Source organism: Flavobacterium sp. LC2016-13 (assembly GCF_009707955.1).
Classification (GTDB): Bacteria; Bacteroidota; Bacteroidia; order Flavobacteriales; family Flavobacteriaceae; genus Flavobacterium.
Window position 1 is genome coordinate 12,625 of record NZ_WMDQ01000016.1, and the last position, 21,860, is coordinate 34,484.

At 31.9% G+C, this 21,860-nt stretch carries 24 protein-coding genes; 17 read left to right on the top strand and 7 right to left on the bottom strand.

Annotated elements, in window-relative coordinates:
* Nucleotides 1-22 precede the first annotated feature (22 nt).
* The 3 genes from dapB to GKZ86_RS22690 all read left to right on the top strand — a co-directional run bounded on the left by dapB (nucleotide 23) and on the right by GKZ86_RS22690 (nucleotide 3,041).
* Nucleotides 23-724 carry a 4-hydroxy-tetrahydrodipicolinate reductase gene (gene dapB, locus GKZ86_RS22680; protein WP_154785325.1) on the top strand — a complete coding sequence of 234 codons (702 nt, stop codon included), beginning with the start codon at nucleotides 23-25 and terminating at the stop codon, nucleotides 722-724.
* Between the two features lie 62 nt (nucleotides 725-786).
* Entirely contained in the window at nucleotides 787-2,340 is a 1,554-nt protein-coding gene (lepB, locus tag GKZ86_RS22685) for a signal peptidase I (RefSeq protein ID WP_154785326.1), read from the top strand.
* An 86-nt stretch (nucleotides 2,341-2,426) separates the two neighbouring features.
* Nucleotides 2,427-3,041 carry a WbqC family protein gene (locus GKZ86_RS22690; protein ID WP_154785327.1) on the top strand — a complete coding sequence of 205 codons (615 nt, stop codon included), beginning with the start codon at nucleotides 2,427-2,429 and terminating at the stop codon, nucleotides 3,039-3,041.
* A 55-nt stretch (nucleotides 3,042-3,096) separates the two neighbouring features.
* Here the strand turns inward: GKZ86_RS22690 and GKZ86_RS22695 are convergent, their stop codons facing one another.
* The 6 genes from GKZ86_RS22695 to GKZ86_RS22720 all read right to left on the bottom strand — a co-directional run bounded on the left by GKZ86_RS22695 (nucleotide 3,097) and on the right by GKZ86_RS22720 (nucleotide 9,371).
* Nucleotides 3,097-4,143, bottom strand: coding sequence for an endonuclease/exonuclease/phosphatase family protein (locus GKZ86_RS22695; protein WP_194632529.1), 1,047 nt, complete (start codon nucleotides 4,141-4,143; stop codon nucleotides 3,097-3,099).
* Between the two features lie 19 nt (nucleotides 4,144-4,162).
* Complete coding sequence (locus GKZ86_RS22700; RefSeq protein WP_154785328.1) at nucleotides 4,163-5,026, bottom strand: rhomboid family intramembrane serine protease; 864 nt, start codon at nucleotides 5,024-5,026, stop codon at nucleotides 4,163-4,165.
* A gap of 55 nt (nucleotides 5,027-5,081) precedes the next feature.
* Nucleotides 5,082-5,831: a rhomboid family intramembrane serine protease gene (locus GKZ86_RS22705; protein WP_154785329.1), complete on the bottom strand. Its 750-nt coding sequence runs from the start codon at nucleotides 5,829-5,831 to the stop codon at nucleotides 5,082-5,084.
* Complete coding sequence (gene mutL / locus GKZ86_RS22710) at nucleotides 5,828-7,732, bottom strand: DNA mismatch repair endonuclease MutL (protein WP_154785330.1); 1,905 nt, start codon at nucleotides 7,730-7,732, stop codon at nucleotides 5,828-5,830. The genes GKZ86_RS22705 and mutL overlap by 4 nt, the downstream gene beginning before the upstream one ends.
* A 217-nt stretch (nucleotides 7,733-7,949) precedes the next feature.
* Complete coding sequence (gene ribH, locus GKZ86_RS22715) at nucleotides 7,950-8,522, bottom strand: 6,7-dimethyl-8-ribityllumazine synthase (protein WP_154785331.1); 573 nt, start codon at nucleotides 8,520-8,522, stop codon at nucleotides 7,950-7,952.
* A gap of 69 nt (nucleotides 8,523-8,591) precedes the next feature.
* Complete coding sequence (locus GKZ86_RS22720; protein ID WP_154785332.1) at nucleotides 8,592-9,371, bottom strand: tetratricopeptide repeat protein; 780 nt, start codon at nucleotides 9,369-9,371, stop codon at nucleotides 8,592-8,594.
* Between the two features lie 226 nt (nucleotides 9,372-9,597).
* Here GKZ86_RS22720 and GKZ86_RS22725 point away from each other — a divergent pair, with 226 nt between their 5' ends.
* From GKZ86_RS22725 to GKZ86_RS22785, 13 genes are all read left to right on the top strand, one after another.
* On the top strand, nucleotides 9,598-10,155 hold the full coding sequence (locus GKZ86_RS22725; protein WP_154785333.1) for a hypothetical protein: 558 nt from the start codon (nucleotides 9,598-9,600) through the stop codon (nucleotides 10,153-10,155).
* Nucleotides 10,156-10,219: 64 nt separating this feature from the next.
* Nucleotides 10,220-11,299: a DNA replication/repair protein RecF gene (locus tag GKZ86_RS22730; RefSeq protein WP_154785334.1), complete on the top strand. Its 1,080-nt coding sequence runs from the start codon at nucleotides 10,220-10,222 to the stop codon at nucleotides 11,297-11,299.
* A gap of 79 nt (nucleotides 11,300-11,378) precedes the next feature.
* Entirely contained in the window at nucleotides 11,379-12,059 is a 681-nt protein-coding gene (locus GKZ86_RS22735) for a DUF2461 domain-containing protein (protein WP_154785335.1), read from the top strand.
* 72 nt (nucleotides 12,060-12,131) lie between these two features.
* Nucleotides 12,132-13,181: a glycosyltransferase gene (locus tag GKZ86_RS22740; RefSeq protein WP_154785336.1), complete on the top strand. Its 1,050-nt coding sequence runs from the start codon at nucleotides 12,132-12,134 to the stop codon at nucleotides 13,179-13,181.
* 106 nt (nucleotides 13,182-13,287) lie between these two features.
* On the top strand, nucleotides 13,288-13,851 hold the full coding sequence (locus GKZ86_RS22745) for a hypothetical protein (protein WP_154785337.1): 564 nt from the start codon (nucleotides 13,288-13,290) through the stop codon (nucleotides 13,849-13,851).
* A 36-nt stretch (nucleotides 13,852-13,887) separates the two neighbouring features.
* Nucleotides 13,888-14,067: a hypothetical protein gene (locus GKZ86_RS22750; protein ID WP_154785338.1), complete on the top strand. Its 180-nt coding sequence runs from the start codon at nucleotides 13,888-13,890 to the stop codon at nucleotides 14,065-14,067.
* 185 nt (nucleotides 14,068-14,252) lie between these two features.
* Nucleotides 14,253-15,266 (top strand): UDP-N-acetylmuramate dehydrogenase, encoded by a 1,014-nt coding sequence (gene murB, locus GKZ86_RS22755; protein WP_154785339.1) that lies wholly within the window; start codon nucleotides 14,253-14,255, stop codon nucleotides 15,264-15,266.
* Nucleotides 15,267-15,352: 86 nt separating this feature from the next.
* Nucleotides 15,353-15,808, top strand: a complete 456-nt coding sequence (locus GKZ86_RS22760; RefSeq protein ID WP_154785340.1) for a GNAT family N-acetyltransferase — start codon at nucleotides 15,353-15,355, stop codon at nucleotides 15,806-15,808.
* Between the two features lie 11 nt (nucleotides 15,809-15,819).
* Nucleotides 15,820-16,434 (top strand): FMN-binding negative transcriptional regulator, encoded by a 615-nt coding sequence (locus tag GKZ86_RS22765; protein WP_154785341.1) that lies wholly within the window; start codon nucleotides 15,820-15,822, stop codon nucleotides 16,432-16,434.
* An 83-nt stretch (nucleotides 16,435-16,517) separates the two neighbouring features.
* The gene (locus GKZ86_RS22770; RefSeq protein ID WP_154785342.1) at nucleotides 16,518-17,621 is read left to right on the top strand and encodes a glycosyltransferase; all 1,104 of its coding nucleotides are present in this window, start codon (nucleotides 16,518-16,520) and stop codon (nucleotides 17,619-17,621) included.
* Complete coding sequence (locus GKZ86_RS22775; protein ID WP_154785343.1) at nucleotides 17,612-18,163, top strand: RNA polymerase sigma factor; 552 nt, start codon at nucleotides 17,612-17,614, stop codon at nucleotides 18,161-18,163. The genes GKZ86_RS22770 and GKZ86_RS22775 overlap by 10 nt, the downstream gene beginning before the upstream one ends.
* A gap of 159 nt (nucleotides 18,164-18,322) precedes the next feature.
* Nucleotides 18,323-19,144 (top strand): energy transducer TonB, encoded by an 822-nt coding sequence (locus GKZ86_RS22780; RefSeq protein ID WP_154785344.1) that lies wholly within the window; start codon nucleotides 18,323-18,325, stop codon nucleotides 19,142-19,144.
* A 194-nt stretch (nucleotides 19,145-19,338) separates the two neighbouring features.
* Nucleotides 19,339-19,719, top strand: coding sequence for a PH domain-containing protein (locus GKZ86_RS22785; protein WP_154785345.1), 381 nt, complete (start codon nucleotides 19,339-19,341; stop codon nucleotides 19,717-19,719).
* A gap of 68 nt (nucleotides 19,720-19,787) precedes the next feature.
* Here the strand turns inward: GKZ86_RS22785 and GKZ86_RS22790 are convergent, their stop codons facing one another.
* Nucleotides 19,788-20,660: a M48 family metalloprotease gene (locus GKZ86_RS22790; RefSeq protein WP_154785346.1), complete on the bottom strand. Its 873-nt coding sequence runs from the start codon at nucleotides 20,658-20,660 to the stop codon at nucleotides 19,788-19,790.
* Nucleotides 20,661-20,991: 331 nt separating this feature from the next.
* On the opposite strand from GKZ86_RS22790, the gene lipA reads away from it, so the two are divergent.
* Nucleotides 20,992-21,858 carry a lipoyl synthase gene (gene lipA, locus GKZ86_RS22795; protein ID WP_154785347.1) on the top strand — a complete coding sequence of 289 codons (867 nt, stop codon included), beginning with the start codon at nucleotides 20,992-20,994 and terminating at the stop codon, nucleotides 21,856-21,858.
* Nucleotides 21,859-21,860 lie beyond the last annotated feature (2 nt).

The window sequence follows — 21,860 nt, forward strand, 5'->3', positions numbered from 1 at the left end:
AATTCAAAAAAATATACACAAAATGAAAATTGCGCTTTTAGGATACGGAAAAATGGGTAAAGTAATCGAGCGAATTGCTTTAGAAAGAGGTCATGAAATTGTTTTAAAAAAGGACGAATTCAACACTTACGACGGACTTTCTACAGCAGATGTTGCCATCGATTTTAGCGTTCCTACTGCAGCCGTAGCAAATATTTCGAATGCTTTTAATGCAAATGTTCCTGTCGTTTCAGGCACAACAGGCTGGTTAGAACATTTTGATGAAATGACAGCACTTTGTAATGAAAAACAAAGCGGCTTTATTTCAAGTTCTAATTTTAGTTTAGGAGTAAATATTTTCTTTGAACTAAATGAATATTTAGCTAAAATAATGTCACAATTTGATTCGTATAAAGTGACAATGGAAGAAATTCATCATACTCAAAAACTAGATGCGCCAAGCGGAACTGCAATTTCGTTAGCAAAAGGCGTTATTGAAAACAGTAATTACGCAAACTGGACTTTAGACGAGGCAAAAAACAACGAAATTCATATTGAAGCAAAAAGAATTGGTGATGTTCCTGGAACTCATACTGTAACTTACGATTCAATTGTAGACAGCATCGAACTTAAACATACTGCGCACAATCGTGAAGGTTTTGCTCTTGGTGCCGTGATTGCTGCCGAATGGTTAGCCGGTAAAAAGGGAATTTATAGTATGAAAGATGTTTTAAACTTAAAATAAACAGATTTAAATTTTAAGGCCAAAATCAAAAACCTTAAACTTGAAACTTTAAACAATATATTATGACACTATATCTTTGGTTTGTTTTTTTCTTAGCAGTACAAGTTATTCATTTTATAGGAACATGGAAATTGTATCAGGCAGCCGGCAGAAAAACCTGGGAAGCTGCAATTCCTGTATATAATTCTATAATTTTAATGAAAATTATTAGTCGACCAACCTGGTGGACATTGTTACTTTTTATTCCAATTATTAACCTAATTATGTTTCCGGTTGTTTGGGTTGAAACTTTAAGAACGTTTGGTAAAAAAACAACTTTAGATACTATTCTTGGAATTTTTACACTTGGTTTTTACATCTATTATGTAAATTATACACAGAAATTAGAGTATAATGCTGATCGCAAATTAACTCCTGAAAACAAAACTGCTGACACTGTAAGTTCTTTACTTTTTGCCATTATTGTGGCAACTTTAGTACACACTTATTTAGTACAACCGTATACAATTCCGACTTCATCTTTAGAAAAATCATTATTAATTGGTGACTTTTTATTTGTAAGTAAAGTAAATTATGGCCCTAGAGTTCCTATGACAACAGTTGCGTTGCCAATGGTTCACGATACAATACCTTTTTTTAAAAGAAAATCATACTTAAGCTGGCCACAATTGCCATACTTTAGATTACCTGCATTTGAAAAAATAAAAAGAACAGATATTGTCGTTTTTAACTGGCCGGTTGATACTGTCCATTATTTCTACGAACCAAAAGGAAGACCCGGCGTAATAAAACCGATCGATAAAAAATCAAATTATGTAAAAAGATGTGTTGGTATTCCCGGCGACAGCTTATCTATAAAAGACGGTTTTGTTTTTATCAATGGAAAAAAATTAGTTTTACCAGAACGTGCTAAACCACAATACTCCTATTCAGTTGCTTTAGACGGAAAAACGCCTATCGATTTTGAAAGTTTACTGAAAGAATTAGATATTACTGACGGAGCTGGTTTTAAAAGCGAAAAAAGAGACACTCTTTACTTTAGAGCGCTAACAGAGGCGAGTGCAGAACGTCTTAAAAATACTCCTGGAATTACAGCCGTAATTAGACAAATTGATAGAGGAAATGATAATGCCATTTTCCCACACATCAACAAATGGAGTCAGGATAATTTTGGACCAATTTATATTCCTGAAGCAGGAAAAACGGTTGCCTTAACAAATGAATCACTTCCTTTTTACAAAGAAATCATCACTAAATATGAGGGAAATACTTTAGAATTAGACGGTTCTCACTTTTTAATTAATGGAAAACAAGCTAATACATATACTTTCAAACAGAATTACTATTGGATGATGGGAGATAACCGTCATAACTCTGAAGATAGCCGTTATTGGGGATATGTTCCTGAAAATCATATCGTAGGGAAACCAGTTTTTATCTGGATGAGCTGGGATACAAACGGTAAAGGAATTAATAAAATTCGTTGGAACAGAGTTTTCACTACTGTTGATGGTGAAGGACAACCACAATCTTACTTTAAGTACTTCTTAATACTTCTTGCAGCTTATTTTGTTGGAGAATATTTCTGGAGAAAAAGAAAAGAAAACAAAGCATAAAACGTTAATTCGTTGAACTGATAAATCGTTTAATCGTATCTTAAAAAGTACGGTTAAACGATTTACCGATTAAACAAAAAATCACAATGAACTCTTTAATACTTCCTACCTATTTTCCGTCAATTAGCCACTTTGCAGTTATGGCTCAATCTGAAAATATTACTTTTGAAATGGAAGATAATTTTCAAAAACAAACCAACAGAAACCGTACTTATATTTATAGTCCAAACGGGATTCAGTTATTGAATATTCCTGTAAAGCATTCTAAAACATTACATCAAAAAACAAAAGATGTTTTAATTGAGAATGAATTTGACTGGCAAAAACAGCATTTTAAATCTTTAGAAGCAGGATATAGAAGTTCTCCTTTTTTTGAGTTTTTTGAAGATGACATTCGTCCAGTTTTCGAAAAACAACATACATTCCTGATGGATTTAAATATGGAAGTTTTAGATATTGTGACTAAATGTTTACGAATGAAATTAGAGTTCGGAAAAACTACTGAATATTTTGTTGAAGCTGAAAACATGACTGATTTCAGAATTCTGGCGAACGGAAAAAAAGATCCTAATTCATTCGAAAAATATACTCAGGTTTTCGACGATAAACATGGCTTTATAAATAATTTAAGTGTATTGGATTTGCTTTTTAACGAAGGTAAATTTGCAATGGATTATCTAAAAACACAGAAACTTCTATAAGCGTTTTTATATTTTTGTGGAATTTGGAATTTAAAAATTGATGTTTCTTTTAAATTTATTCCATCGAAATTCTTGCCATAATTGGGTAATGATCTGAATTTTCGAAATCAGAAAAACTTTCAAATTGTTTTACTTTCATTTTACTGTCTGAAAAGATATAATCAATCCTTGCAGGATAATAACGGAATTTATAAGTTGCACCAAAGCCTGCTCCTGCTTCTTCGAAAGAATCTTTGAGTTTACCTTTAATGCTTCGATAAACATATGAAAACGGACTGTTATTCATGTCTCCACAAATAATAATCGGGCTTTTGCATTGTTTAATATTTTCTTTAAAAATTTCAGCCTGTTCTTGCTGCTGTCTAAACCCTTTACTGATTCTGCTATAAATCTGCTGTGATTTTTGCTGATTCACATTATCAATGTCATTTGAAATCTTGTCAACATCAGGAGAAATCTTGATTGATTGCAAGTGCATATTATACACTCGAATAATATCTTTCCCGCGTTTTATATCAGCATAAATTACGTTGTTATCTGAATTAGGAAAAACAATATTTCCTTCGTAAAGAATAGGAAACTTAGAAAAAATAGCCTGTCCGGTTTTAATTTGATTTCCATCAATAAAAATATAACGGTGCGGATATACTTTTAAATCTAAATGAGCTGAGTTTGAATATTCCTGAATGCATAAAATATCGGGATCTTTTTCGTCTATAAACGTTTTAATATTTGACGGAATATCATCTCGGTCTAACCACTTGAAAACATTAAAAAGACGCACATTATAACTCATTACTGAGAAATCTTTTTCGTCCTTAACATATTCTTTTTGAGAGAATTTATAAAATTTACTGATAAACGTAATTCCGGTTAGCAATACCAGACCAGATAAAATAAGGCGCTTTTTAAACTGAATTGCCCAAAACATAAAGAACAACCCATTCAATACAAAAAATGCCGGCATAAAGAGCGTAAGCACCGATAAAAGCGGAAAACTTTTAGGTGCCAGAAAAGGTAAAATATAGATACTAAAAGTCAGTACAGTTAATACTATATTCAGAAAGAACATTATTTTATTAAACCACGAAAGGTTTTGCATGTTTTCTTTATTACAAGGATTATTTTCCTGCTTTAAACAAAAATTCTTTTTCTTCTTTAGTCAGACAATCATATCCTGACTGGCTGATTTTATCCAAAATTTCATCAATTTGCTGTTGTGTTTTGTCTTTCGCAACAATTTTTGATATTGGTTTTTGCGTAGGTTTATTGTAATTCTTGTGAACTTTTTTGAAAGGGGTCGATGGTGATTTTCTGAATAGATTTGTAAAAAAATCTAATGTTTTAGAAACTATTATGCTCAAATCGGTTCCGTTTTGAAGCAATTTAATAAAAATAAAACCAAAAACAGCACCCGCAAGATGCGAAATGTGACCGCCTGTGTTTCCCATGCGAAACTGCATTAAATCTAAAATTAGAATTACTGCCGTAAGATGCCACAATTTTACATTTCCAATTAATAACAAACGAATATTCATTAATGGCTGATACGTCGTAGTTGCAACCAAAATTGCCATAATTGCAGCCGAAGCACCAACTATTGAAGCAGAATAATTTAAAAAATAATAGCTTAAGGCGAATATTACACCGGCAAAAATGGCACTCAGAATATATAATCCTAAATATTGTTTTTGTGTAAAGTATGTTAAAAACAAAGTACTCGAAAAATTAAGTACCATCATATTAAACAGCAAATGCCAAAATCCGTCATGAAAAAAAGCATACGTTAAGAATGTCCAGGGTTTAAATAAAAAAACCTGCGGATCTGATGATAAAGCTAACCAACTTGGAAAATCAAATTGTCCTACTGAAAATTGGTAAAAAAATATCAACGAAATTACAAAACAAGCTATGTTCCAATAAATGACGCGCATTGCAATTCCACCTAACTTATATTGTAGTTTTAAATCATCCAGAATATTCATAAAAGCTTTTTTTGATCCCGAAACTTCGGGATAATTAATTACCTAAAGTTAAAAATTAATTCCAACGGTTCTTATTAAACTGATTTTTTTTCCAGTACCACATAATTAAAAATCCAAATATTGCGCCTCCAATATGTGCATAATGTGCTACTCCATCTTCGACTCCTAAGAATGAATTTCCAAGAATTCCGAAAAAACCATCATACAAAAGCATATAAACGGGAACAAAATATTTGGCCTTAATTGGAATTGGAATAAACATGATACCCAATTCTGCATTTGGAAACATAAAAGCAAAAGCTACCAATAAACCATAAATTGCTCCAGATGCTCCTACAACGGTTCCATAATAAGCCGAAAAAAGATGTTTAAGTTGTGATGCACTTAAAAGTTCGTTCCAACTTTGATTAATTTTACCCTGATCTACAAGTTGCAAAATTTCGGTTTTATTAAATCCATTTGCAACCAACGTATTTATTGCATCCTGAAAAAAATAATAATTAACCGCATAATTTATTAAAGCAGCACCTAAACCACATGAAATATAAAAAAACAAGAATTTTTTACCACCCCAAAAATGCTCCAAAGTTGAACCAAAAGAATATAAGGCAAACATATTAAAAGCAATATGCATAACACTACCATGCATAAACATGTGTGTTATAGGCTGCCAAACCCTAAATCCTGGATTTTCAGGAAAAAACAGCGCAAAATATGTATTTGCAACCGGCACTAAATTACAGCCAATAAAAAATATAATATTGATTATCAATAATTGTTTTACTACGGGAGTTATTTTCATCATATGGCAAACTTTTTATCTATATCTTCAACACGCATTGTGATAAAGGTTGGTTTTTGAAAAGGTGAAATATTAGGATCTTTGCAAGCAAACAAACCGTTTACTAGATTATCTTGTTCTTTTTCGGTTAAATATGATCCTGTTTTAACCGCTAAACTTTTTGCCATTGATTTGGCTATTGTATCATTTTGACTGTAACTGCTTGCCGGAATTCCGTCTTGCAAATCACTCAGTAATTGCTCGATTACCATTGAAACTTCGCTTTCCGTAATATTTACAGGAATTCCAGAAATCACAATATGATCAGTTTGTGCTTCATCAAATACAAAACCTGTTGTTTCTAAGGAAGGTTTCAGTTCTTCGATTAATGTCATTTCATCTGAAGAATAGAATAAATTCAACGGAAACAACAATTGTTGACTTGAAGCCTGGTTAACAGTCATATTCAACAAAAATTGTTCGTACAAAATACGCTGGTGCGCTCGTTGCTGATCGACAATTACCATTCCTGATTTTATTGGCGAAACAATATATTTTTTATGAATTTGATATGTTCCCTGACTTGCCTGCTCAACTTCATTATCATTAAATAAAGACGATGTTACTTCTTCATTTTCGAAGGTAAAAGGTGAACTTTCAACACTTTCTGTATCTAAACCTACATACAAACTTTCCCAGCTTGCTGTTGGCTCTACTCTTTTTGAATATCCTGAATAAGAATTAGATCCTGAACTAAATCCTGAACCTGAGCCAGATCCCGAACTTGCTTTTGAATAATGCTGATTGGTTTTATCATCAGTAAAAGGATTAAAATTTCCATCAACCTGAATTGTTGGCGTTTCTCCTTCTAAATCTTTATAATGATATGGTGTATCTAAATTAGCATCGCGATCAAAATCTAAAACCGGAGCCACATTAAACTGCCCCAAACTATGTTTTATCGAAGCTCTTAAAATAGCATATAAAGCCTGTTCATCATCAAACTTAATTTCTGTTTTTGTTGGATGTATGTTGATATCGATTGTATTTGGCGGAACCTGCAGATATAAGAAATAACTTGGTTGTGAACCATCTTTCAAAAGTCCGTCATAAGCCGCCATTACTGCATGATGCAGATAACCGCTTTTTATAAAACGATCGTTTACGAAAAAGAACTGCTCTCCCCTATTTTTCTTGGCAAATTCAGGTTTACAAACGAATCCCTGAACATTAATAATCTCAGTATCTTCGTTAACGGGAACTAATTTTTCATTTGTTTTACCTGAAAAAATCCCCACAACTCGTTGGCGATATCCTGCAGCAGGCAAATTATACATTTCACTTCCGTTATGATAAAAAGTAAAATGAATATTTGGATGCGCCAAAGCAACACGCTGAAACTCATCCATAACATGGCGAAATTCAACTGTATCTGATTTTAAGAAGTTACGACGGGCGGGAATATTAAAAAATAAATTTTTAACTGCAAATGAGGTTCCTTTTGGCAAAACGGCCACTTCTTGCGATACAAATTTACTTCCTTCAATTACAATATGCGTCCCCAGTTCTTCCTGATCTTGTTTGGTTTTCATTTCCATGTGCGCAATTGCCGCAATAGAGGCTAATGCTTCTCCACGAAAACCTTTTGTAGATAATGAAAATAAATCTTCTGCCTGGCGAATTTTTGAGGTTGCATGGCGTTCAAAACACAAACGCGCATCGGTAACGCTCATACCTTTTCCATTATCAATAACCTGAACTAAAGATTTTCCTGCATCTTTAATAATTAATTTAATGTCGGTTGCATTTGCATCAACAGCATTTTCCAGCAATTCTTTGACTACCGAAGCGGGTCTTTGAACCACCTCTCCAGCGGCAATTTGATTAGCAACGTGATCAGGAAGTAATTGAATGATACTCGACATTAAAAAATTGGGGTTTAGGTTTATGCTTTGATTTTAGTTAACTTGTTGTAAAAAGCTCAGATTGATAGTGTTAATTCCTGACTGATTTTTTAAACCAACATGTACAAATTTAATGAATTTCTGTTGGGTTTCAGAACTTCATCTGTCATAAAAAAAACAAAAAACCTATACTATTTTTACACAGTATAGGTTTTAGTATTTTTAAAACGATTGTGTTTTATTCTTTTTCGATTTTTCGTGGAGTTTCTTCAATTTGAATTGCACCAGAAACCAATAATGGTTGATTGAAAGGATGTGACATTGAAGCTTGTTGACGAATATAAGCCATTTTTATGGCTGCAATTGCCGCTTCAGTTCCTTTGTTTCCGTGAATTCCTCCACTTCTATCAATAGATTGTTGCATGTTATTATCTGTTAATACACAAAAAATAACCGGAATATCAGTTTGAACATTCAAATCTTTAATTCCTTGTGTAACGCCTTCGCATACAAAATCAAAATGTTTGGTTTGTCCCTGAATTACACATCCAATAACAATAACTGCATCAACATTTTGTGTCTGCAACATTTTCTTTGCACCGTAAATTAACTCAAAACTTCCTGGAACATTCCAACGGATAATTTGTTGAGCAGGAACATCACAATCAATTAAGGCATCAAAAGCGCCATTGTAAAGTCCTTCGGTTATAGTTTCGTTCCACTCAGAAACAACAATCCCAAATCGAAAGTCTTTCGCATTTGGGATCGTGTTTTTATCGTATTCTGATAAGTTTTTATTTTCAGTAGCCATCTTTAATATTTAAGATTTTAGAGTTCAGATTTTAGATTTCAAATCTAATGAACTACAAAACTAATATTTTTATTGCGCTAATCCAATCAATACATCAACAGAAGCTGCTTCCGGAGTTGCATCGAAGTTTTCTTTAATATCTGTAAAATACTTTAAAGCATCTTCTTTTTGACCTAAAGCCAGCGCCGTTTTACCAGCTTTTAATAAGAAACGAGGCGTTGTAAAGTCATTTTTGTTAGACTCAGCAGCTTTTACATAATAGTCTAAAGCTTCTTTTTGTTGATTTTTTTGAGAATAAGCATCTCCAATTGCACCTTTTGCCAAAGCACTTAAAATTAAATCTTCAGATTTAAAATCTCCTAAATATTTAATTGCCTCATCAAATTTACCAGTATTTAAATAAGCCATACCAGCATAATAGTTCGCTAAGTTTCCAGCATCTGTTCCAGAATATTCGTCAGCAATTTTAATGAATCCGAATTTACCTTCAGAACCATTCAATGCTAATTTATATAATGAATCGCTTGCTACGCCATCCGTCGCTTTTTGAAAGTTTTGTTGAGCAACAAACATTTCGTTTGCAGCTTCATCTTGCTTAGGAGCTTCGATAAATTTTTGGTAAGCCAAATATCCAATAGTCGCAACCGCAATACCAGCAACTAAACCAATAATGATTTTTTGATTTTTAGCAACCCAATCCTCAGTTCTTGAAGCAGTTTCATCTAATTTTGAAAAAACACCAGCTGTTGTGCTGTCTTTTTCATCAATAATTACCTGTGTTTCTTCATTTACTTCTTTAACTTCCTTTTCTTTTGGTGCTTTATATCCTCTTTTATTGTAAGTAGCCATTTAAAATTAATTTAGTGAACGGCAAAAATAAAATTTTTATTGAAACTGAAGTAAAAAAAATCAATTTTATATCTATTTAATATAAAATATTTTATTAAACAGAAATTTCTTCACTCATAATAAGAAAATAATTCATCTTCAAGTACTCAAAAAGCCTCTTTTATGAATATTTTTCAATAATTTGCACTCTTAAATTTCAACAAAATAATAAGATCAAAGTATATAAATGAATTTAAAAGCAGGGGAAGTATTAATTCAGAAAATCGAACACACTAAAAAAATACCTTTTAGACTTGAAGATTTAGCCACGATACCTGTTTTTACTTTTATATTTACAATATTAATAATCCTATTAACCCCTTCTAAAAACATCAAAATTAACAACTACGCGGAATTATATTATTATTTCATCATTCCAATTCTTATATTTTTCTATCTGCTTTTAACAGTAGGAAGAATCTTTATTAGATGGTTAAAAACTAAAACAACAGATTTCTTCTTAACAAATCAAAGAATAATTTTTTGTGACTCGCATTCTCAAATAATGAATAAAAGCTTCGAATTAGAAAACTTAATTTTAAATTATAGAGAAAAAGCAAATGATTACGGATATATTATTATTGGACAACCAGAATCAATAGCAACAAGTTCTAATAATTTATTTATGACTCATGTTGGAATTAATTTTTTTGAAGATAAAAATATAATGTATAACATTCCAAAAGTAAAATCTGTTTTTGATTTAATAATAAAAACAAAAAGTAACCTTATAAAAAACAAGTAGCAATCCAAAATCGTAAATTTGCGGGCTTTCTTTTTTTTAATATTATCATGAGGGTTAATCTAAAATGCATTTAAACAAAATTTCTTTATTTAATTATAAAAATTTCTCCGAAGCGAGTTTTGATTTCGACATCAAGATCAATTGTTTTGTTGGCAAAAACGGAATTGGCAAAACAAACGTGCTTGACGCAATTTATCATTTAGCTTACGGAAAAAGTTATTTTAATCCGCTTGCGGTTCAGAATATTAAACACGGAGAAGAGTTTTTTGTTATTGATGCCGAATTAGAAAAAAACGACAGAACAGAACAAATTGTTTGCAGTTTAAAAAAAGGACAAAAGAAAATCCTGAAAAGAAATGGCAAAGCTTATGATAAATTTTCAGACCATATTGGTTTTATTCCGTTGGTTATCATTTCTCCGGCCGACCGCGATTTAATTGTAGAAGGAAGCGAAACGCGCCGTAAATTTATGGACAGTGTAATCTCGCAATTAGATTCGACTTATTTGCATGAACTCATTCAATATCAAAAAGTAATTGCGCAGCGAAATGCACTTCTTAAGTATTTCGCCCTGAATCATGTTTTTGACAATGATACCTTATCTATATATAATGAGCAATTAAATGTTTTTGGAAAATCTATTTTCGCAAAGAGAAAAGATTTCCTGGAACAATTTATACCTATATTTAATATACATCATCAGGCGATAACGGGTTCTGAAGAAACGGTGCAATTGGTTTACGAAAGTCATTTATTCGAAAAAGACTTATTGACTATTTTACAGGAAAACATCAACAAAGATCGAGCGTTACATTACACAAGCGCAGGAATTCACAAAGATGATTTATCTTTTGAAATTGATTCACATCCGATAAAGAAATTTGGATCTCAGGGACAGCAAAAATCTTTTTTGATTGCTTTGAAATTGGCTCAGTTTGAATTTTTAAAAAAACAAAGCGGCGTAAAACCGTTACTGCTTTTTGATGATATTTTCGATAAACTGGACGAAACCCGCGTGGCAAAAATCATCGAAATGGTAAATAGTGAAACTTTCGGGCAGTTGTTTATTTCAGACACACATCCCGAACGTACTGAAGTGATTGTAAAATCGACGCATCAGAGTTATAAAATATTTAATTTGTGATTTCATAAGAAATTGAAAAATGAAAATCATTAATTTAGCCCAAACAAGAATTAAAAAATAACTGCAATAAATACTGATTATGCTAACGAAAGAATCATTGCAATTTTTAGACGATTTAAAAAAGAACAACAATAGAGACTGGTTTCAGGACAATAAAAAACGATACGAAATCTTCAAAAAAGACTACCATCAACTGGTGAGTGATTTTCTGGATGCGATGAAACCGCTGGATCCTTCGTTAGAATTATTAGAGGTTAAAAATTGCACGTTCAGAATTAATCGTGATATACGGTTTTCAAAAGATAAATCACCTTATAAAGCACATTTAGGTGTTTGGCTTTCGTCTGGCGCAAAAGGTCAGAATCGTTCAGGATATTATGTCCATATCGAAAAAGGTGCAAGTTTTATTGCCGGAGGATTTTATTCGCCGGAACCTGATCAATTAAAAAAAGTTCGTAAAGAAATTGCGTTTTTTCATGATGATTTAGAAGCTATTTTGACCGATAAAAATTTCAAAAAAGAATTCGGAAGTTTAGATTTCGATGAAAATAATTCACTTAAAAATCCGCCAAGAGGTTACGAAAAAGAGCATCCGGCGATTGAATTTTTAAAATTGAAGAGCTTTACGGCTACTCAAAAATATGATATTTCTGAAGTGACTCAAAAAGATTTTGTTTCAAAAATGAGTCAAAAATTAATCGCTTTAAAACCTCTAAACGAATTTATTAATCGCGCTTTAGAAACAGACGAAGAATTTTAGAGATAAAAAACGCCACGAATTCACGAATTATTTAAAATTAATTCGTGAATTCGTGGCGTAAAAATTTTACAAATGAAAAGAAAAATACTTTTTCTGGGAGAATCTTATCGCGCAGATGCTATAACATGGATGAAAGGCCTGAAAGAATTTGGCGATTTTGAAATAATAACCTGGGAACTTCAAACACCAAGCAATTCAAAACTAAACCGATTCAAACGTATTGCCGAATATGGCTTCGCTCCTATTGCCATTAGAAAAATCGTTCGCCAGCAAAAACCTGATATGGTTATTGCTGAAAGAACCACCAGTTATGGTTTTCTTGCTGCTTTATCCGGATCTAAAACCATTGCCGTTGCACAACAAGGCAGGACTGATTTATGGCCGGAAGGTTCTGTTTTATATCCTTTTAAGAAATTCATTCAGAAATATGCTTTCAAAAAAGCACACTTAATTCATGCTTGGGGTCCGGTAATGACAATTTCTATGAAAGAAATTGGTGTTGATATGAGCAAAGTTTTAGTCATTCCGAAGGGAATTGATTTGTCGCTTTTTTCTCCTTCAACTAATAATTCAACTAAAATTGAAGCTATTGTAACGCGTTCTTTACAACCGGAATATCGTCATGATTCAATCATAAAAGCTTTTTCAATTCTACATCAAAAAGGAATTGATTTCTCACTAACCATTGTGGGTGATGGAACCCGTTTACAATTTTTAAAAGATTTAGCGAATGAATTGCAAATCGGAAATAAAGTAATTTTTACAGGACGAATTCCAAATACAGAACTTCCTAAATTATTACAAAAATCGAATATTTATATCAGCATGCCTATTACCGAAGGTGTTTCGGCTTCTTTATTTGAAGCAATGGCATGCAATTGTTATCCTGTAGTTTCTAACATTCCGGGAAATCAAAGCTGGATCAAACATCGCGAAAACGGACAATTAATAGAAATTGACAATATCGAAATGCTGGCTGATGAACTGATTTGGTCTTTTGAAAATACTGAATCTCGAAATCAGGCTATTTTACGAAATAGGACTTTTGTGGAGAAAAATGCTAATTATGATACTAATATGAAGATTATTGCGGATAAATATCATGAGTTGTTGGATCGTTAAATCTTAAACTACATCTAAATTGTTTATTAATTTCTAAAAACTATTATATATTTTTAACAAGATATTACTTTGTTTATTTTAAGTTTACCATCATTAAAATTAATGAATGGAGGATTTAATAAATGAGTCTTATGAATTTGAGCAAGTAGACAACAATCCTTTGCATACGAAATACGATTTTCTAAGTAAAGGAGAAAAACAAATTCCTAAAAGAATAGCAATAAGGAAATACCCGCAACCCGGTTTAGAACGATATTATAATTTAGGATTTGGCAATATCTTTATTGATAAAAATGGTATAGAATCAATTTCTGATATGTCACGCGATAATAATAAAAATGACAAAAATAAAGTTTTAAAAACAGTCTTTACTTGTGCTTTAGATTTTTTATCAACTTCACCAAATTCAATTTTAACTTTTTTCGGAAACACTTCTGCAAAACATAGATTATACAAAATGGGTTTAAATAATAATTTAGCTTCTATTGAAAATTATTTTATTATAAAAGGCGGGATCATTAAAGACTTAAAAATTATAGAAAATTTAGAAGATGGGAAACAGCCAAAATCAATTATTGATATAGAAAAAATTGAATATCAACAATATAACCCTATAAAAAGTGTACTCTATAATTTTATAACATTTGAAATTAAAGATGATTTCAAATAATTTCACATATCTTTGTAATATTAAAATGATGTTGTTATGAAAAATATAATTAAAAATATTTTAGACAAATCTGGAAAAAAAAGTACTGTATCTTATAAAGATAAGGAAAACAGAAAGTCTTTTGATGAAACTTTCGGAAAAGAGAAAATGGAAATTGCCTCTAAATTTATTGGAGACGATTCAATTAATCTTTCTAAAAAACTAGCCACAAAATAAAATCAAACAAATATTTATATTTAGAGCCTTCAAATTTGGAGGCTCTTTTTATTTCTAAAACAAGATGCTAATAATCTCTGATAAGAATCTGATTTTATTACAAAATCTAACTCAAATAAATTATAATCCTTACTTTTGAGCTCAGAATTTTTCCGAAGTTTCGGAATTAAAAAGCCTAATAATTTATGGAAATCCAATCCAATTTTTCTTTAAAAAACTATAATACTTTTGGTATTGAAGCCAAAGCAAAACAATTTGTTGCAGTACATTCAGTTACTGAACTGAAAACCATTTTGACAGCAAACAAAAACGAGAAAAAATTTATTTTAGGCGGCGGAAGCAATATGCTTTTAACAAAAGATATTGATGCTTTGGTTATTCATATTGATTTAAAAGGCAAGAAAATCATTAAAGAAGATGATGATTTTGTTTGGGTTGAAAGTCAGGCTGGCGAAACCTGGCACGATTTCGTTCTTTATACTATCGAAAACAATTTTGGTGGTTTAGAAAATATGTCACTAATTCCAGGAAATGTTGGCACAACTCCGGTTCAGAATATCGGTGCTTACGGAACCGAAATAAAAGACACTTTTGTTTCTTGTGAAGCCATCAATATTGAATCTCAGGAAATAAAGACTTTTACAAACGCTGAATGTAATTTTGGATATCGTGAAAGTATTTTTAAAAACGAAGTTAAAGATCAATATATAATTACGTCTGTAGTTTACAAACTGACAAAACGCAATCATAAAATTAACACTTCATACGGAGACATTACTGCCGAATTGGCTAAAAATAATATCGCCATTCCAACGCTGAAAGATGTGAGCAATGCAGTTATTGCGATAAGACAAAGCAAATTACCAGATCCTAAAGAACTTGGAAATAGCGGAAGTTTCTTTAAAAACCCGATTTTATTGAAATCTGATTTCGAAAAAATCCATCAAAAGTTTCCTGAAATGAAATATTATGAAGTTTCAGAAACTGAAGTAAAAGTTCCCGCAGGCTGGCTGATTGAGCAAGCTGGCTTTAAAGGAAAAAGATTTGGTGATGCTGGAGTTCATAAAAACCAAGCTTTGGTTTTAGTCAATTACGGAAATGCAACCGGACAGGAAATTTTAGCGGTTTCGAGAGATGTGCAAAAAACTGTTTTTGAAACTTTTGGAATTCATATTGAAGCTGAAGTGAATGTGATATAAAACACAAATTTCAGGAATTAGCACAAATTTAATTTTTAGCAATTAGCGACATTTGTGACAAAAAAGCTTCAACATACTTTGCCAAAATGATAGAAAGTATTTCCATAAAAATAACAAATCCAGATGAAAAAGTTGCAGCAATTATAGATGAATTGTCAGCAAATCTATATCTTCGTTTTGGAAGCGATGGAAAAAATTCTTTTACGGACTGGCAATATGAAAATTCAAAATTTGTATTTGTAATAGCTGAAATCGATAATGAAATTGTAGGCTGTGGAGCGATTAGACCAATTGATGATACTATTGGCGAAGTTAAACGTATGTATTCAAAATTTCCCGGAAAGAAAATTGGACAAACAATATTAGCTTTTTTAGAAGACAAAGCAAAAACAATTGGCTTCACTGATTTAGTTTTAGAGACCCGGATAAAAAATCAAGATGCAATTCAATTCTACCAAAAACAAGGATACAAAGTAATTCAGAATTACGGAAAATATAGCGATCGACCAGAAGCTATTTGTTTCGGAAAATCTTTGAAATAAAAATAAAAGAGATGTATACACCAGAGATATATAAAAACGAAGATCCGGAATCGATCAGAGCTTTTTTGAAAGAAAATAGTTTTGGAATCCTCATTAATCAAACTCACGGGAAATTATGTGCAACACATATTCCGATAGAACTTGAAGTTAATGCTGACGGAAAAGAAATCCTGCAGGGTCATATTTCTAAACTGAATCCGCAAGCAGAAGGTTTTACAGAAAATGATCAGGTTTTGGCTGTGTTTTCAGGAGCGCATAGTTACATTTCTTCTTCCTGGTACGATCATGAAAATGTTCCCACATGGAATTACATAGCTGTACATATTTACGGACGCATCAAGATTGTAGATTATGATACTTCGGTAGAACAGCTTAAAAAATTAGTTGACAAATATGAAGCAGGTTCCGAAAATCCGGTTCGTGTTGAAGATTTATCAGCAAAAACAATGCGCGAAGCCAGAGGAATATTTGGTTTTGAGATTGAAATTGATGAAATTCAGGCTACGAAAAAACTCTCACAAAACAGAGACGATCATAATTATAAGAATATAATTTCTGAATTAGAAAAAACCAAAAACCCTCAATCTGTCGCTCTGGCAGCCGAAATGTCAAAATGCAGAAAGTAAATGGCTTTTAACCATTGAAAATTAGGAATTCATAAGTACATTTGCATCGCAGATTCAGAAATTAAAAAGACAATTAAATTCAAATGCTTATATATATATTTTACTTTTTTATTGCTATAGTTACTATACAACTTTTTTATTATTTAGGTATTTTTGGGAAATTCGCTTTTGGGAAGCCACAAAATATTACGCAGCAAAACATTCCTGTTTCAGTAATTGTTTGTGCAAAAAACGAGGAAGAGAATGTAAAAAAATACATTCCGTTATTAGCTGAGCAAAATTATCCTGATTTTGAAATTGTTTTAATCGACGATGCTTCAAGCGATGAAACGCTGGAAGTTTTTGAAGAATTTGAAAAACAATATTCAAACATTCGTTTGGTAAAAGTACAAAACAATGAAGCCTTTTGGGGCAACAAAAAATATGCTTTAACATTAGGAATCAAAGCTTCAAAGAAAGATTACTTATTATTTACTGATGCTGATTGTTATCCAACTTCAAAAGAATGGATTACATCAATGACTTCGCAATTTACCGAAGAGAAAACTATTGTTTTAGGTTATGGAGGTTATGAAAAAGAGCGTTCTTTATTGAATAAAATTATTCGATTTGAAACGGTTCTTACAGCTGTACAATATTTTTCATGGGCAAAAGCAGGATTACCATACATGGGAGTTGGTCGAAATTTAGCCTATAAAAAAGAAGAGTTTTTTAATGTAAACGGTTTTATAGAACACATTCAGGTTCGTTCCGGCGATGATGACTTGTTTATAAATCAGGCAGCAAACAAAGCCAATACGACAATTGCTTACAACCCTGAAAGTTTTACTTATTCTAAACCTAAACAATCATACGGTGATTGGTTTATTCAAAAACGAAGACACGTTACTACGGCAAATCATTATAAGTTTTTTGATAAAATTCAATTATCATTGTTTTACGGTTCACAATTATTTTTCTTTTTATTAGTTATTATATTATTGTCTTTCCAATTTCAATGGATAGCTGTATTAGCTTTATTGGCTACACGTTATACAATTGCGTGGACTGTAATGGGCTTTTCTGCAGGAAAATTGCGAGAAAGAGACCTGAAAATTTGGTTTCCTGTTGTAGAGATAGTGCTTATATTCACACAAATTAATATCTTTATAACTAATATCTTTTCAAAACCGGTACATTGGAAATAAATTCTAAAATAGAAAAAGCGAAAAAAGGCGACCAGATCGCCTTTACTTTTTTATTAGATTATTATTGGAATGAAGTCTATGCTTTTATGTTAAAGCGTACTGAGAATGAAACTACTGCAGAAGATATTACTATTGAAACTTTTTCAAAAGCTTTTGATAAAATTGCAACTTACAACTCCGAGTTTCAATTTAATACCTGGCTAATTGCCATTGCCAAAAATGTTTACATAGATTTATTGCGTAAAAAGAAAACTAATCTTTTTATTGAAATTACTGATGCTGAAGATCAGCAGGCTTATAATATTGCAGACACTACTCCGTCTGCAGAAGATGCTTTAATTAAAGAGCAAAATCTTTCCCGTTTATTACTTTGCATTAAAGAATTAAAACCTCATTACCAGGAAGTCATTCAGTTACGATATTTTCAGGAAATGACTTATCAGGAAATTGCGCTCAAAATTGATGAGCCTTTAAGCAATGTAAAAGTAAAACTTCTTCGTGCTAAAAAATTATTAGCAGAAATTATCGAGCGTAACAGATAATTCATTATCTTTAGATAAAGAATAAGATATAATTAACTTTATTCTTAAAACATTATAAATTTCTCACAAAAAAAGTTTTTTTTATTTCCGTTCTTAGTTTTAACCAATCCCATTTGGCTTATGATTTAATGTTTACTTAACCTTAAAATCCAATTAACTATGTCTAATTCAAGCATCTACGAAACCAAGTGGACAAATCTTGTTTTCGAAAACAAAAACAAAGAGTACGGAGCGTATCAATTACGCCAAGAGAATTCCAAAACTACTGTTACAGCACTATTCATGGCGCTGCTATTAATAGCAACCATTGGAAGTATTTCGATGCTGATTAGTAAATTCAGGACGGTAGATCCAGTAATCATTGATGGGGGCATTAGTATTCCAATAACCCCTGTAAAACTGGACCCAATTATTCAACCAAAACAACCGGAACCAATTGTTCAGCCGAAACATCAAAGCACGCCAACATCAACAGACCTTGTTCAATTAACAAATCCTGTTGTAGTTACGAGTAATCAGGCTACAACAGACGTTATTGCGACAAATACGCAAAATGTTCCAACTGTAGACAATTCTACAGGAAACGGAAATGCGCTTAATCCATCGCCAACAACTGGAAACGGAGTCGTTGATGTAGCTGAACCTGTAGACCCAAATTCAGTGCTAAACACAGCTGAATTAGACAAAATGCCTGAATTCCCGGGAGGAATGGGTAAGTTCTATACTTATGTAGGGAATAATTTTACAAGACCAGAATTAGATGCTGAAAGAACTTTAAAAGTTTATGTTTCTTTTGTAATCGAAAAAGACGGTTCTATAACAGATATCATGGTAAGAAATGATCCTGGTTACGGAGTTGGTAAAGAAGCCATCCGAGTTTTAAAATCAATAAAAACAAAATGGAGCCCTGGAATATTAAATGGGAAACCAGTTCGCACCGCATACAACCTTCCGATCACTATAAAAACGGAAGTCGAATAAAAAATAAAAGCAGAACTTAGGTTCTGCTTTTTTTATGGCTTGAATTCAAACTATTGTTAGATTAATAGCTATTAAAATTAATTAATCAACTTCCACTAAAACTTCATTTTCTTAATCTCTTAATGGTAAAACAATATTCTCTTTTTTATTTTTAATTACTTTTACAATACATTAAAAACTAAAACAATTTAAAAATGGGAATATTTTCAGCTTTACTTGGTAATGCCGGTTCGGTAAGTCAGGAAGATTTACTTAAAAAATACGGACAACTTTTAACGGAGAGCGAAGAAATTGAAATGGGTTTTAAATTAATCCGCGATACTTTTATCTTCACTAATAAAAGATTAATTCTGGTTGATGTACAAGGATTAACAGGCAGTAAAACCGAATACAAATCGATTGCTTATAGAAGCATTACAAGATTTAGCGTAGAAACGGCAGGAACTTTTGATCTTGATGCCGAATTAAAAATTTGGGTTGCGAGTGAATTACAGCCTAGCATTGTAAAACAATTCAATAAATCTGTAAATGTTTATGAAGTACAAAAAGTACTGGCATTTCACGTTTTGGGTTAATCATTAAAATATAAAACCCGACAAGTTTCTTAAACTGTCGGGTTTTTATATTACGTTGTCAGAAATTATTATTTCTTTTTAGTCGTAGCTTTTTTAGTTGTTGTAGCTTTCTTAGTTGTCGCTTTTACCGGAGCTGTGTTTACAATTTTTTGTTGTACATAAGCTTTATATAAACCATCTTTTTCAGCTCTTGCTTTTGCATCATCAGCTCTTTGTTTAGAATCCGGGTGAGAACTCATCATTTTATCGATAAATGAAGCTTCAGTTCCTTCGCTCATTTTAGCTAAAATCCTGAAAGCAGATTCTTCTGCATTTACATTATAACCATTCTTTTTCAAGAAATTATAAGAGAACAAATCTGCATCAGCCTCTTGTTTGCGGCTAAATTTACTATCAATAATAGAGCTTCCTATTTTCCCTAACTGACTATCTGTAACTGTAGCAATTGTAGTAGATTGTGAAGCTGCTGCATCCATCAAAGCTTCTTTTTTATAAGCAGCTTTTATAGCATCCTGAGAGTCGTGATTAGCAACGTGACCAATTTCGTGACCAATTACAGCAAGCAATTCATTATCGTCCATGATATCCATCAAACCTGTATATACACGAACACTTCCGTCAGCAGTTGCAAAAGCATTTACTTCCTTTAATTTATATACCTTATAGTTTAAAGTATATCCTTCTCCGGCGCTATGCTTTCCAAAAACTCGGTTCAATCTTAATGTGTAAGGATCTGTTGCGCTTGCCACTTCGTGTTCTGCATCCAATTTGTCAACAGCAGCCTTAGACAATGCAGCGGCATCGGCATTACTAAAGGTAAATCCTGTTACTCCTTTTTGAACAGCTCCAATCGCTTTTTCGCCAAAATTAATTTGCGCATTCATTTTAGTAAAACTCAACGCAGCCAATAAAACTCCAAATACTATAATTTTCTTTTTCATGTTTTTTAAAATTTCAATTTAACAACAAATGTACTATTAACAAAATATGAATTTATACAGTTTAAATTTATTTTTTAACAAATAAAGGTATAAATTTTAAATGAGTAAAAATCAACCACATATCATAATTATTCAGCATATCAACAGAAAAATAAAATAAATCTTACGTAATTAAATCTGAAAAGCTCTAAACCCAATATTTTAACATTTTAATCACATTATACACAAAGAGGATTTTCTGAAAATCTAATTTTAACAGTTTCAAATTAAACTTCAAACTAAATCTCCAAATAAACTACATTGCTTATCTTTGTACTTTGAATTTTGATATATGGAAACAGTCATTGAAAATATACCAACCGGAAAACCTAAATGGTTAAAAGTAAAACTTCCGATTGGACAAAAATATACTGAACTACGTGGTTTAGTTGATAAATACAGCTTAAATACTATTTGTACCTCCGGAAGTTGCCCTAATATGGGAGAATGTTGGGGAGAAGGAACAGCAACATTTATGATTTTAGGAAATGTTTGTACACGTTCATGCGGATTTTGCGGTGTTAAAACCGGAAGACCTGAAACGGTAGATTGGGATGAACCTGAAAAAGTAGCCCGCTCTATCAAAATCATGAACATTAAACATGCAGTAGTTACAAGTGTTGACAGAGATGATTTGAAAGATGGTGGTTCTATTATCTGGATTGAAACTGTAAAAGCAATCCGAAGAATGAATCCTAACACTACGCTTGAAACTTTAATTCCGGATTTTCAGGGAATAGAAAGAAACCTTGACCGTATTGTTGAGGCTAATCCTGAAGTTGTTTCTCATAATGTTGAAACTGTACGTCGTTTAACTCGCGAAGTACGTATTCAGGCAAAATATGATCGTAGTCTTGAAGTTTTACGTTATTTGAAAGAAAAAGGAATTAACAGAACAAAATCTGGAATTATGTTAGGTCTTGGAGAAACTGAAGAAGAAGTTTTTCAGACAATGACAGATTTACGTAATGCTAATGTTGATGTTGTTACAATTGGTCAATACCTACAGCCAAGTAAAAAACATCTTCCTGTAAAAGAATTTATTACCCCAGATCAATTCGCTAAATATGAAAAATTTGGTTTAGAATTAGGTTTCCGTCATGTAGAAAGCGGACCTTTAGTTCGTTCTTCATACAAAGCACAAAAACATATATTATAAAA